Here is a 13,375-nt window from a genome sequence, read left to right as displayed (position 1 = left end):
CGCCGCTCAGAGGCTCGCGGCCATGCGCAGCGGCGCCGCTTCGGCCGGGCGCGCCGCGGCCTCGGCGTGGCCGTAGAGGCCGCGATGCTTCGGGTTCGGCGACAGCCGGTCGGTCAGGCCGATCACCGTCTCGGCGGCGCCGAGCAGGAGCGCGCCCTCCGGGGCGAGCTGCGCCGCGAGCCGCGCCAGGACGTCCGACTTGGTCGGCGCGTCGAAGTAGATCAGCACGTTGCGGCAGTAGATCACGTCGAACTGGCCCAGCGAGGCGAAGCTGTGCAGCAGGTTGAGCTGCCGGTAATCCACCATGCTGCGCAGGCTCTGGGCGATCTGCCACTGCTCGCCGACCTGGGTGAAGTACTTGATCAGCCACTGCACCGGCAGGCCGCGCTGGACCTCGAAATGGCTGTACAGCCCGAGCTTGGCCTTCTCGATCACCTCGGTCGACAGGTCGGTGGCGACGATCTCCACCTGCCAGCCGGCGAGCCGCGGCGCCGCCTCCTGGAGGAGCATGGCCAGCGAGTACGGCTCCTGCCCGGTGGAGGCCGCCGCGCACCAGATCCGCAGCCGGCGACGGCCGGCATTGCGCACCAGCACGTCGGGCAGGAGCGTGTCGCGGAACAGGTCGAACGGGATCCGGTCGCGGAAGAAGAAGGTCTCGTTCGTGGTCATGGCCTCGACCACGGCCCGCTCGATCGTGCTGTTCTGGGCGAGCTTGAGGGTGCCGATCAGGTCGCCGAGGCTGGCGAGCCCGAAGCGGCGGCAGACCGGGGTCAGCCGGCTCTCCACGAGGTAGCGCTTCTCCGGCGTCAGCGCGAGGCCGGAGCGCTGCTTCAGGAAGGTGCGCAGGAATTCGAACTCGAGTTCGGTCATGCCGGCTGCCCCGTGATCATGGCGCGCAGCGCCGTCGCGAGTTCGGGCAGCGGCAGCACGGCCTCGGCGAGCCCGGCCCGCGCGACGCTGCCCGGCATGCCCCAGACCGTGCTGGTGGCCTCGTCCTGGGCGAGGACCGGGCCGCCGGCCTCGGTGAGCGCCCGGGCGCCGTTGGTCCCGTCCGAGCCCATGCCGGTGAGGATCACGGTCGCGGTGGCGGCGCCGAACACCACCGCCGCGTCCTTGAACAGGACGTCGACCGCGGGACGGCAGAAATTCACCGGCGGGCCGTCGGTGAGCTTGATGATCGGGCCGCCGGCCCCGGCGGCCAGCCCCATGTGGCGGCCGCCCGGGGCCACGTAGATGCGGCCCGGCTCGACCCGCTCCTCGGCCTTGCCCTCGGCCGCAGGGAGCCCGGTGCGGGTGGACAGGTGCTCGGCGAAGACCGCCGTGAAGATCGGCGGCATGTGCTGGACGATCAGGACCGGCAGGCGCCGCAGGGCGGCCGCGCCGATGCCCTCCAGCATCTCGCCCACGGCCCGCGGCCCGCCCGTGGAGGAGCCGATCAGAAGGGCCCGGGGCTGGGTCCGGGTGCGGACCTTGGGCCGCAGGGTGAAGGGGGTCGCGGGGCGCGCCGCGGCGGCCGGCGCCGGATGCGCCGCGGCCGGCGCGGCCGCCGGCGCGGGGGCGGCGTGATGCCCCGGGGCGTGGCCCGCGGGCGCGGTGACCGGGCGCCGGTTCCGCGCGCGGGCGGAGCCGAATACGCGAACCCGCTCGATCAGCTCGACCCGGAACGTGTCCGAGGTGGTGACGCCGCGGCTGCTCTCCGGCTTGGCGATGTAGTCCACCGCGCCGAGGGCGAGGCATTTCAGCGAGATGTCGGCGTTGCGCGTCGTCAGCGTCGACATCATCACGACCTGCACGCTCGGGCTCATGGCGAGCATGCGCGGCAGCGCGGTCGTGCCGTCGAGTTCCGGCATCTCGATGTCGAGCAGGACCACGTCCGGGTCGTGCTTGGCCATCAGCTCGAGGGCGATCCGGCCGTTCGAGGCCGTGCCGACGAGCTCGAACCCGGCCTCGCCGATCCAGCGTGCCACGAGGCCGCGCACCACGGCCGAGTCGTCGGCCACCAGGACACGGATCGCCGTGGCCGATGAGGTCGTGCTCTGGGTTGGCGGCGTGCGCAGCGGGGCGACCGCGGGACTCAGGGCCATGATGATTGCCTCGGGTGCAGGGTCGCGGGGCTCGGGCCGCGGGTCAGGGAGCAGGCGATCAGGCCGCGTCGGCGACGAGTCCGACCTGTTCGAGCTTGGCCGTCAGGATGTCGCGGTCGAAGGGCTTCATGATGTACTCGTCGGCCCCCGCCCGGAGGGCGCGGGCGATCGCCCCGACGTCGTTCTCGGTGGTGCAGAACAGGACCTTCGGCGCGCCCCCGCCCTCGCTCTGGCGCAGGGCCTGGAGGAACGCGTAGCCGTCCATGTTCGGCATGTTCCAGTCGAGCAGGATCGCGTCCGGCATGCTGGCCGCGCAGGCTTCGAGGGCGGCGCTGCCGTCCTCGGCCTCGCTGACGTTCATGCCGAGATCCTCGATGATCCGCCGGGCGACCTTCCGGATCACCGCGGAATCGTCCACCACCAGGCAGGTGGTCTCGTGGGGCGCCTTCATCGACCTCTCCCTCAAGCCGCCTTGGCGCCGGCGGGCGTGAAGCCGAGGAGCGCGTCCACGTCGAGGATCACCAGGAGCCGCCCGTCGAGGCGGTGGACGCAGGTGGCGAGGTCGCGGAAGCGCGGATCCAGGTTGATCGGCACCGCCTCGCGGCTGTCGGCGCCGAGCTTGAGCACCTCGCCGACGCCGTCGACCACCAGCGCGAAGGTCTCGCCGGCCTGCTCCAGGCCGATCGCCATCTTCGGGCTGGCCTTGCTGCCGTCCGCCTCGGCCTCCGCGTCCGGCAGGCCCAGGCGCCGGCGCAGGCTCATGGCCGTCACGACCCGGCCGCGCAGGTTCAGCAGGCCGACGATCTCGGCCGGCGCCAGGGGAACCGGCGTCACGCCCGACGGGACGAAGACGTCGTGGACCCGCTCGATCGCCAGGCCGAACAGCGTCTCGCCGACGAAGACCGTGACGAAGTCGTCGGTGGCGCCGGTCTCGGCGCCGTTGGTGGTGGCGCCGCTGGTGTTGGCGTTGGCAGCCTGCATCGGAACTCTCCGGATTCGTTCGTCGCGATCGTCGCGATCGGCCTGGGTCGATCGGCTTGGAGCGATCGGCCGGGGTCGATCGCCCGGGGCGGGCGGCGCGGCGGCTCAGGCGGCTTTCGACACCGTGGCGGCGCCGATCTCGGCCAGCGCCGAGATCAGGCCGCTGCGGTCGAACTTCGCCACGAGGTCGCTGATCGCCAGCGCCCGCGCCTTCTCCACCGCGTCGGCGCCGATCGCGCCGGTGAGGCCGATCACCGGGAGCCCGGCGAGGCGCGGCTCGGCCCGCCGCATCGCGGCGACGAGGTCGAAGCCGCTGCGACCCGGCATCTCCAGGTCGGTGACCACCACCTCGATCTGCAGATCGGACTGGAGGGTCGACAGGGCCGTCTCGGCGCTCGACGCCGTGACCACCTGGTAGCCCGCGGCCTTCAGCACCGGGCTCAGCATGTCGCGGAAGAAGGCCGAGTCGTCGACCAGAAGGACCGTGGAGATCTGCTCGGGCCGCTTCAGGCCGCGCGCCCAGTCGTCGTAGGCCAGCGGCAGGAAGTGGGCGATGTTGATGATGTCGGTCGCCCGGCCCCGCAGCACCGCCGAGCCGATCAGGTCCGACCGGTCGGCCGCGATCTCGATGTCGAGGCGCTCCTCGACGATGTCGACGATCTCGTCGACCACGAGACCCATGGCGCGCTCGCCGTCGGAGAACACCACCAGGGCCTGCGTCCCCTCCGACTTGATGGTGATCGCCGCGTCGGCCGGGACCAGGGGCATCAGGCGCCCGCGGTACTGGATCAGCGCGCGGCCGCCGAGCCACTCGACCTTGGCGCACTCGATCTCCTCGAGACGGGTGACCAGCGACAGCGGCACCGCCTTGAAGCTGCCCTGGCCGCCCTTGAACACCAGGAGCGTGGTCTTGGTGTCGGCCATCTCGACGGCCTCGTCGGCGTCGGCGTCGATGTGGCCGCCGCTGCCCTGGACGCCCTGCGCCACCTGACGGGCCACGCCGTTCGGATCGACGATCAGCACCACGGCGCCGTCGCCGAGGATCGTGTTGCCGGCAAACATCGGGATGTGCCGCAGCTTCACCGACATCGGCTTCACGACGATCTCCTCCGTGTGGAAGACCTCGTCGACGAGGATGCCGAAGCGCTCGCGCCCGACCTGGGCGACCACCACGAAGCCGGCCTGGTCCGTCTCCGCGCCCGGGCTCGTCTGGCCGAGCAGGCCGGTGAGCGAGACGATCGGCAGCAGCCGCTCGCGCAGGCGCAGCACCGGCGCGCCGTTGATGTGCTCGACCCGCTGCGCCCCGGCATCGACCCGGACCAGCTCCAGCACCGCCACCTGCGGCAGGGCGAAGCGGTGCTCGCCGGCCCGGACGATCAGGGCGGCCACGATCGCCAGCGTCAGCGGGATCTTGATGGTGAAGGTGGTGCCGCGACCCGCGGTGGTGGCGATGTCGATCAGGCCGCCGATGGTCTCGATGTTGGTCTTGACCACGTCCATGCCGACGCCGCGGCCCGAGACCGAGGTCACCGCCGCCGCCGTCGAGAAGCCGGCGTGGAAGATGAACTTGGCGACCTGGGCGTCGGTCATCCGCTCGATATCGGCCTGGGAGGCGAGGCCGCGCTCCGCCGCCTTCTTGCGGATGGCCGCGAGGTTCAGGCCCTTGCCATCGTCGGCGATCTCGATCGTGATCGTGCCGCCCTCGTGGTAGGCGGCGAGGCGGATCGTTCCGCGGGCGGGCTTGCCCGCCGCCACGCGCTCGGCGGTCGATTCGAGGCCGTGATCCGCCGAGTTGCGGACCATGTGGGTCAGCGGGTCCTTGATGACCTCGAGGACCTGGCGGTCGAGCTCGGTCTCGTTGCCGACCATCACGAGGTCGATCTGCTTGCCGAGTTCGGCCGAGAGGTCGCGCACCACGCGCGGCAGCTTCTGCCACGCGTTGCCGATCGGCTGCATGCGCGTCTTCATGACGCCTTCCTGCAGCTCGGCGGTGACGTGCGACAGGCGCTGCAGCGGAACCTTGTAGCTCGAATCCTCGTGCCGGCGGGCGATCTCGAGGAGCTGGTTGCGGGTCAGCACCAGCTCGGAGACCATCGTCATCAGGTGTTCGAGCGTGTCGACGTTCACCCGGATGGTCTGGTTCTTGGCGGCGGCGGTCGTCTCGCCCTCGGCGCCCTCGACCTTCTCGGCGCGCGCCGGCTCGGCCTTCTCGGTCTTCTCGGCCTCGACGGGCTCGGGCTTCTTCTCGGCCTTGGGCGCCGCGCTGACGGCGGGCGCGGGCGCCGGGGCGACGGCGGCCGCGGGGGCGGGCATCGCGGCCACGGGGGCCGGCGGCGGGAGGAAGTCCGATTCGTCCGGACCGGGAGCGGCCAGGAAGGCGGCCTCCAGGTCGTCGAGGGAGACCTCGCCGGGCTTCAGCTCGCGGACCACCGGATCGGGCAGGACCGGCTCGGGCGGCGGCGGCGGGGCGGCGGCCTCCGGCTCGGGCGAGCCCTCGGCCATGCGCTCCAGGGCGGAGATGAGGTCGTCGTCCGAGCCCGCGGGCTCCGTGCCGGTGGCCTCCAGATCGGCCAGGATCGCCTTCAGCCGGTCCAGCGTCAGCAGGATCAGGGTGACGGAATTCGACGTGGCGGGCAGCCCGTCGCGGAAGCGACCCATCAAGGTCTCGGCAGCGTGCGCCAGAGCTTCCAGCCGCGGGAGGCCGAGGAACCCGCAGGTTCCCTTGATCGTGTGAACGAGTCGGAAAATGTTCCGCAGAATAGTCTCGTTGTTCGGATCCTGTTCGAATCGAACCAATTCTGCATCGACCGTGTCGAGATGCTCCCCGCTCTCGGTCAGAAACTCGCGAAGCAGGTCGTCCATAGGCGCTACTCGTTACGCGGAGAAGGTCTCGCGCAACCTACTTACTCGCGCGGGGTTAGGGAAGCGTTTCCATCCCGGCCCCGCGCGGCACCTTTTTCAGAGTTTCACGCCAGCGCCGTGTCCGAAGCCTCTCCATCGCGGCCTTCGGGCGCGTCGATCACTGCGGGCGTGGCGGTGATAGTCACTTCATCGCCCTCGATAGCGAAGCGGACATCCATGGCGGCGGCCCGGGCCACGAGACCGGCGTAGAACGGCAGGATGCCGTGGGCGTCGACGGTGCCGCTCTCGGGGCTGCCGGCCATCAGCTCCTCGACGTGGGGCGGGATGCGGGCATGCGAGCCCTTGGCCTTCAGCACCAGCGTGGGCGCCTCGCCGTCGCCGGAGACGACTACGTCGATCAGGCCGCCCCGGGGAATCGCCGAGGTGGCGACCATCACGAGATTGAGTAGGAGCTTGACCTTGTTCTTCGGGAACAGGGCCTGCGGGGCGCTCCAGGTCAGCTTGGTCTTGTCGTCGGAGAACATGCCCTTGGCCACGCTCTCGGCGTCGGCGAGGTCGATCGAGGCGCCGGCCGAGCCGGCGGCCCCGAAGGCGATGCGGGCGAATTTCAGCCGCGCCGAGGCCTGGCGGGCGCTCTTCCCGATCAGCTCCAGGGCGAAGGTCCGCATCGATTCGTCCTGGTCGTCCTCCAGGACCTCGAGCCCGTTCACGATCGCGCCGACGGGGCTGATCACGTCGTGGCAGACGCGGGAGCAGAGCAGGGCGGCGAGGTCGAGGCCGTCGAGAGTCAGGGTGGGCGAGGTCGGGGAGGACATGGTGCGCTCCGGGCGGGCGGATCTGAGGTGCGGACGTCTGCGGGCCGGGGCCCCGATTGGGGCTGCCGGTTCCCGGCCGCCCGGTTCTCGGTCGCCCGGTCCTCGGCCGCCCCTGCGGCGATCGAGTCGCCCGAAGGGATCCCGCGCGGCCCGCGGGCCGGACCGGGGGCGACGACCGGTCCGCACGGATAGACGCCACGGTCGGCTTTGAAAAGCGTTACCGGATCGGACGGAAGGCCGGGACGGCCCCCGATTCCGGGCCCGCGCGGCCGCGAACGCGTCGCCGCTGCCCGGTCCTGGCCGCATCGCGAACGCGCGGCGGGCGCCGCAAGCCATGCGCGCCGGACCGGACACGGGCGGCCCGGTCGGCTACGATGCCGGCCCCGTCGCGCCAGGGAGGATGCGGCATGAAAGATGAGACCGGTCTCCCGAACGGACCGGCGAAGGCCCCCGCGAAGGGAGCGGCGAAGGGAGCGGCCGCCGGGTCAGCCACGCCGCTGCGCGCGGGCCTGCGCCCCCAGCTCGGGCTCGCCGACCCCGACGCCGCGCGGGCCCGGCTCGCCGAGCTCGCGCCGGCGCTGCCGGCCGGCTTCCTGACGCCGCCCTGCCGGGACCTGCTCCTCGGGCTGGCGGATCATTCCCCCTTCCTCTGGCGGGCGGCCACCCGGTCGCCCGAGCGGCTCGTCGCCCTGCTGGATCAGCCGCCGGACGCGGCGAGCCGGGATATCATCGCGCGGCAGCGCGCCGTCGGCGCCGCCTGCGGGGCGAATCCCGACCTCGCCGAGGTCGGCCGGCAATTGCGCGCCAACCGGGAGGCCCACGCCCTCCTGGTCGCCCTGGCGGATCTCGGCGGCTGCTGGGACCTCGACGCGGTGACCGGCGCCCTGTCGGCCTTCGCCGACGCCTCGGTGAGCGGGGCGGTCGAGGCGCTCCTCCGGCAGGGGATGGCGGCCGGGCGGTACCGGCCCAGGGATCCGGAGGCGCCGCAGGACGGCTCGGGCCTGATCGTCCTGGGCCTGGGCAAGCTCGGCGGCTGCGAGCTGAACTACTCCAGCGACATCGACCTCGTCGTCTTCTACGAGGCCGAGCCCGCCGCCGCGGCGACCGGGGGCGATCCGAAGCCCTTCCTCGTCAAGCTGGCGCAGGGGCTGGTGAAGCTCCTGGCCGACCGGACCGCCGACGGCTACGTCCACCGCATCGACTACCGGTTGCGGCCGGACCCGGGCTCGACCGCGGTGGCGCTCTCCACCGGCTTCGCCTTCGACTACTACCAGACGCTCGGCCAGAACTGGGAGCGCGCGGCCTTCATCAAGGCCCGGCCGATCGCCGGCGACATCCCGGCCGGCGAGGCCTTCCTGGCGGAACTCGCGCCGTTCATCTGGCGCCGGCACTTCGACTTCCCGGCCATCGCCGAGATCCACGCCCTGAAGCGGCAGATCCACATGGTCCGCGGCCACGAGACCATCGCGGTCGGCGGCCACGACATCAAGATCGGCCGCGGCGGCATCCGGGAGATCGAGTTCTTCGTCCAGACCCAGCAGCTCGTCTTCGGCGGCCGCAAACCGGCCCTGCGGGGCCGCCGGACCGTGGCGATGCTCGGCGAGCTCGTCGCGGAGGGCTGGATCGACGGGCGGGCCCGGGACGAGCTCTCCGCGGCCTACGCGTTCCTGCGCACCCTCGAGCACCGGATCCAAATGATCCGGGACGAGCAGACCCAGCGCCTGCCCACCGGGACCGAGGCGCTGACCGCGCTCGCCCTGTTCGCGGGCTTCCCCGACCTGCCCGCCTTCGAGGCGGCCCTGCTCCACCATGCCGGCCGGGTCCAGGCGCACTACGCCCTGCTGTTCGAGGCGGAGCCGGAGGCCGGCGCCGACGGCACCGCCTTGGTCTTCGGCGAGAGCGAGCCGGATCCCGAGACCCTGGCGCGGCTCGGCGCCTTCGGGTTCCGGGATCCGCCCCTGGCCTGGGAGACCGTGCAGGGCTGGCATCTCGGGCGCCGCCCGGCCCTGCGGACCGGCCGGGCCCGGGAGATCCTCGCCGAGATGCTCCCGGCGCTGCTGCGCGCGCTCGGCGGCACCGCCGACCCCGACGCGGCGCTCCTCGCCCTCGACCGGGCCTTCGCGCGGATGCCCGCGGTGGCCGAACTCCTCGCCATCCTGCGCTCGCACGAGCGCCTGCGCCTGCTGTTCGCCGACATCCTGGGGACGGCGCCGCGCCTCGCCGACACGGTCGGCCTGAGCCCGCACGTCCTCGACACCGTGCTCGACGCCGATTTCGTGACGCCGACCACGGATCCCGACGAGGTCCGCGCGCAGTACCGGTCGCTCCTGGGCCAGCCGGCAAGCCACGAGGAGAGCCTCGACCGCTGCCGGGACGCCACCCGACAGATGGCCTTCGTTACGGGCGCCCGCCTGCTGTCGGGCATCCTCACCCCGCGCCAGGCCGGGGAGGCCTACGCGGCGATCGCCGAGGCCACGGTGGCGCTGAGCCTGGAGGCGGAGGAGCGCCGATTCGCCCTGGACCACGGCGCGGTGCCGGCGGGGCGCTGCTGCATCCTGGCGCTCGGCCGCCTCGGATCCCGCCAGCTCAGCGCGGAATCCGACCTCGACCTCGTGTTCCTGTACGATTTCGACCCGGAGAACCGCACCAGCGACGGACGGCGTCCCCTCGACGCCGTGGTGGCCTACAACCGTCTGGCGCAGCGCGTGTTCGCGGCGCTCACCACGGCCACGCGGCGCGGCCGGCTCTACGCGGTCGACCTGCGGCTGCGGCCCTACGGCAGCCACAGCCCGCCCGCCGTGCAACTCAGCGGCTTCGCGGCCTATCACGGCGGCGAGGCGGAGCTCTGGGAGCACATGGCCCTCGCCCGTGCCCGGGTCGTCGCCGGCGACGCCACCCTGGCGGCCGACGTCACGGCCGCGATCGCCGGGATCCTCCGGCAGCCGCGCGAGACCGCCGCCGTCTGCGCCGAGGCGGGCGCGATGCGGGCCCTGGTCGCGCGGGAGCGGGGCCATGCCGGCCCCTACGACCTGAAGCTCGCCCCCGGCGCGCTGTTCGACCTCGACTTCCTCGCCCAGGCCATCGTGCTGAGCCAGGCACGCGACTGGCCCGGCTGCATCGGCCTCGGCGCGGAGTCGCTCTTCCGCGAGGCGGCGGCGCGCGGCCTCCTGCCCGCGGCGGCGGGCGAGGCCCTCGCCGAGACCTACGGCTTCCTCGACGCCGTCTACCAGTGGCAGCGGCTCGTGATGACCGATCCCGCCGCGGAACCGTCCGAGACCGCGTCCCGGCAGATCGCCAAGGCGGTGGGCCTCCCGGACGCGCGCGGCCTCGCGGCGGAGCTGCGCCGCCACCGCCGCCGGAGCCAGGCCCTGCTGGCGCGGATCCGGCGGACGGTTCGGATGCCGGCCGCCGCGCGGGAGCTGCCGGAGCGCCAATGAGGCGGCGCTCCGGCCGGTGGCCGTCGACATTCACCCCCCGCTCGGGCATTCAGGGCGGTGTCGGGAGGCATCATGATGGGCGCGGCGACGATCTCGGGACCGGAGCGTGAGCGGATCGCCGCGGCGCTCGCCGAGATGGCCTGCGCGGCGGGGGAGATCCTGCGCCGCTACCACCGGGGTCCCTGCCCCCACGCCCTGAAGCCGGACGGCTCACCCTCCAGCGCTGCCGACGTCGAGGCCGAGGACCTGATCGTCGAGGCCCTCGCCGGGCGCTTCCCCGGGATCGCGGTCGTGGCCGAGGAGCGCGCCCAGAGCGACGCGACCCGCCCCGCCGATCTCTTCTTCCTCGTCGATCCCCTGGACGGCACGCGCGACTTCCTCGCCGGGACGCCGGACTACTCGGTCAACATCGCGCTGGTGTCTGGCGCCCGCCCGGTGGCGGCCGCGCTGGCGGCCCCCGGCCTCGGCCGCGTCTGGTGGGCCGGCCCTGCGACCTTGGAGGGCCCCGTGATCGCGGGCCGGCCGGGGGCCGGGCGGCCGGTCCGCGCGCGGGCGGCGCCGGGGACGGGCCTCGTCGCCCTGGGCAGCCGGCGGCACGGCGATCCCGAGACCGCCACCTGCCTGGCGGCGCTGCCGGTGGTGGAGACGCGCCAGGTCGGGTCCGCCCTGAAGTTCGGGCTGATCGCCGCAGGCGAGGCCGACATCTACGTCCGCTGCGGCCCGACCATGGAATGGGACACGGCCGCGGGCGACCACATCGTCGCGGCGGCGGGCGGCTGCGTGGTGGTGCCGGGCGGCGGCCCGATCCGCTACGGCCAGCACGGACCCGATCACCGCAACGGTCCCTTCGCGGCCCTCGGGGACCCCGCCCTGGCCCCGCGGCTCGCCCTGCCGGCCCGCGCGAGCGACCGGCCGGCGGCGGCGCTCAGCGCGGCGCATCCGTAGGCGGCACCTTGGGCGAGGCGTCGGGCGAGGCGTCGGGCGGGACATCCTGCAGGCGGCGCACGGCCGGCCAGGCCGCCTCCGCCTGCCGGGCAAGACCGGGCTCCGCCAGGAACCGGGCGCGGCGCCCGGCATCCCGGAACAGGTAGAGGCGCTCGTCGATCACCGCGAAGACCAGGGGATCGGCGTCCACCAGCCGGCCATCCAGGATCCCGGCGGCGTCGTAGCCCCCGAGACGCGGCGCGTAGGCGGGCGGGTCGTCCCGGAAGGCGGCGCGGTTGGCGCCGCTGGAGAAGCGCCAGACCTGGCCGCCCCAGGACAGCTCGAACCGGGCCAGACCGGCCTGCGGCCCGCCCTCCAGGAAGTAGCTGACCGGGTCGAAGCCGTTGAGCGTCAGCAGCTCGATCCGCGTCCGGGCCGTCAGGCCCTCCTCCGCGGCGGCGCGGCCGGGGGCCACCGCCGGCAGGGCCGCCAGCGCGGCTGACAGCGCGGCTGACAGCCCCACCGCCCGCGCGAGCGTGAGCGCCGCACGCGGGACGCCCGCGCCCGACCGCCCGGCCGTGCGGAGTGCGGGGTCAGGACGCGTTAACCACATCTTGCGGATTCCCTCAGAAGCTGGTCCGACTCATCCGCCCGGCGCGGCCTCTGCCGGCCCGGCGGGACAGAGCGGCACAGGTCCATCGCACGAACCGTTAATCGAACCGGGCGAGGAGGCAACGATGACGGCACGAGACGATCGCGGCACCGACCGCCGCACCCTCCTGCGCGCGGGCCTCGGCCTGGCGCTGGGTGCGCCCCTCAGCGGCTCCCTCCTCGGCGCCGCGGGCGCGGCCCGCGCGGCCGGCGAGGATCTCGACACGCCCGAGACCTTCCGTCCCGGCGAGATCGTGGAATCCGGCCACCGGTTCTTCGGTACGGTGTCGCGCGGCCTCGCGCTCACCGTCGAGGAGGCGGGCCGGCGCTGGGGCGAGCCCAACGGCTACATCCTCGGCCAGGAGGGCGGCGGCGCCGTGGTGGCGGGCGTCCGCTACGGCGAGGGCACGCTCTACACCCGCAACGCCGGCAAGCGGCGCATCTACTGGCAGGGCCCGTCCCTCGGCTTCGATGTCGGCGGCGACGGCGCCCGCACCATGATGCTGGTCTACAACCTGCCCAACGTGCGCGACCTGTACCGCCGCTTCGCCGGCGTCGACGGCTCCGCCTACTTGGTGGGCGGCTTCGGGATGACCGCGGTGGTCAACGACCGGGTCATCGTCGTGCCGATCCGCAGCGGCGTCGGCGCGCGGCTCGGGATCAATGTCGGCTATCTGAAGTTCACCCGTGAGCCGACGTGGAACCCGTTCTGATCCGGCCTGAGCCGGCCTTGATCCGGGACGGCGTCGGAACGCGTTCTGATTGACCGGCCCCGCGGGATTTCACCCTCGCGGCCAACCTGGGCTAGAGTGGAGTTGGGTCGGGTTTTCCGGCCGGATGCGCGGGCTGCACCCTCGTGATCGAAACGGTGATGATCTTCGCGCTGGGCTTCCTGGCGGCGAGCTTGTGCGGCCTGCTGCTTCTGCCGGCCCTGAATGCCCGCGCCGCGCGCCTGGAGCGTCGGCGGGCCGAGGCGCGCCTGCCCCTGTCGCCGGCCGAGATCGCCGCCGAGCGCGACTTCCTGCGCGCGCAGTTTGCCGTGCAGCAGCGCCGGTTGGAGCGCCGGGTCGAGACCGTCGAGGCGCGGCGGCAGGCCGACATGGCGGCGATCGGGGCCGGGACGATGCGGGTCGCCGCCCTGGCGCGCGACGTCGCTGCCCGCGACGCCGAGATCGCCCAGGCCCAGGCCAAGACCCGGGAGCTGGAGACCGAGCTGACGCTGGCGCGGGAGGACGGGAGCGCGAGCCTCGCCACGCTCCAGGCTCTCGAGGACGCCCATGCCGACCTGCTCGACAGTCTCCTGGCGCTCCGGCAGGGCGCGGCGCCGGCACCGGACGCCGCCGCGCTGGCGGCCGAGCGCGACGACCTGCGCGCGAGCCTGAAGGCGGCCGAGGAAGCTCTGGCCCTGACCGTGGCCGACCGCCAGAACGAACGCCACGACCGGGCCGGAAACCTGTCGCCGGACCGGCAGGCCGGCATCGAGCGCGAGAACGCCGATCTCCGCCGGCGAATCGTCGAGGTCGCCGAGGCCCTCACGGCCCCGGGCCGGATGCCGCGGACCGCGGCGGCGATGCCGGAACCCGAGCGGGTCTGAGCCGATCCACCCCCGAAACGGGGTTTG

Annotated in this window: 11 protein-coding genes; 4 read left to right on the top strand and 7 right to left on the bottom strand. The window is 73.5% G+C overall.

All coding sequences use genetic code 11. From position 1 onward, the window contains the following. Positions 1–6: 6 nt before the first annotated feature. The 6 genes from BM419_RS25835 to BM419_RS25810 all read right to left on the bottom strand — a co-directional run bounded on the left by BM419_RS25835 (position 7) and on the right by BM419_RS25810 (position 6,742). Positions 7–870, bottom strand: coding sequence for a CheR family methyltransferase (locus BM419_RS25835; protein ID WP_091928110.1), 864 nt, complete (start codon positions 868–870; stop codon positions 7–9). Beyond that, positions 867–2,084, bottom strand: coding sequence for a chemotaxis-specific protein-glutamate methyltransferase CheB (gene cheB, locus BM419_RS25830; protein WP_091928109.1), 1,218 nt, complete (start codon positions 2,082–2,084; stop codon positions 867–869). The genes BM419_RS25835 and cheB overlap by 4 nt, the downstream gene beginning before the upstream one ends. Positions 2,085–2,142: 58 nt before the next feature. Continuing rightward, entirely contained in the window at positions 2,143–2,535 is a 393-nt protein-coding gene (locus BM419_RS25825) for a response regulator (RefSeq protein WP_012320961.1), read from the bottom strand. Positions 2,536–2,546: 11 nt separating this feature from the next. Continuing rightward, the gene (locus tag BM419_RS25820; protein WP_020094377.1) at positions 2,547–3,065 is read right to left on the bottom strand and encodes a chemotaxis protein CheW; all 519 of its coding nucleotides are present in this window, start codon (positions 3,063–3,065) and stop codon (positions 2,547–2,549) included. 105 nt (positions 3,066–3,170) lie between these two features. Then, positions 3,171–5,927, bottom strand: coding sequence for a hybrid sensor histidine kinase/response regulator (locus BM419_RS25815; RefSeq protein WP_091928108.1), 2,757 nt, complete (start codon positions 5,925–5,927; stop codon positions 3,171–3,173). Positions 5,928–6,031: 104 nt separating this feature from the next. Then, entirely contained in the window at positions 6,032–6,742 is a 711-nt protein-coding gene (locus BM419_RS25810) for a histidine phosphotransferase ChpT (RefSeq protein ID WP_091928107.1), read from the bottom strand. 407 nt (positions 6,743–7,149) lie between these two features. On the opposite strand from BM419_RS25810, the gene BM419_RS25805 reads away from it, so the two are divergent. Beyond that, entirely contained in the window at positions 7,150–10,179 is a 3,030-nt protein-coding gene (locus BM419_RS25805) for a bifunctional [glutamine synthetase] adenylyltransferase/[glutamine synthetase]-adenylyl-L-tyrosine phosphorylase (protein WP_244540862.1), read from the top strand. 72 nt (positions 10,180–10,251) lie between these two features. Then, positions 10,252–11,124 (top strand): 3'(2'),5'-bisphosphate nucleotidase CysQ family protein, encoded by an 873-nt coding sequence (locus BM419_RS25800; protein ID WP_091928106.1) that lies wholly within the window; start codon positions 10,252–10,254, stop codon positions 11,122–11,124. Here BM419_RS25800 and BM419_RS25795 read toward each other — a convergent pair. After that, positions 11,105–11,626: a YHS domain-containing (seleno)protein gene (locus tag BM419_RS25795; protein WP_244540861.1), complete on the bottom strand. Its 522-nt coding sequence runs from the start codon at positions 11,624–11,626 to the stop codon at positions 11,105–11,107. The two genes, BM419_RS25800 and BM419_RS25795, sit on opposite strands and share 20 nt — an antisense overlap. Positions 11,627–11,840: 214 nt before the next feature. Between BM419_RS25795 and BM419_RS25790 the strand changes: the two genes are divergently transcribed. Then, positions 11,841–12,467, top strand: a complete 627-nt coding sequence (locus BM419_RS25790) for a DUF1134 domain-containing protein (protein ID WP_091928104.1) — start codon at positions 11,841–11,843, stop codon at positions 12,465–12,467. Between the two features lie 158 nt (positions 12,468–12,625). Next, positions 12,626–13,348, top strand: a complete 723-nt coding sequence (locus BM419_RS25785; protein ID WP_042671737.1) for a hypothetical protein — start codon at positions 12,626–12,628, stop codon at positions 13,346–13,348. The last annotated feature ends 27 nt before the right edge of the window (positions 13,349–13,375 follow it).

This window comes from Methylobacterium sp. yr668 (genome assembly GCF_900116245.1).
Classification (GTDB): Bacteria; Pseudomonadota; Alphaproteobacteria; order Rhizobiales; family Beijerinckiaceae; genus Methylobacterium.
Note: the sequence above shows the minus strand (reverse complement) of the source record. Positions and strands in the feature narration are given on the sequence as shown.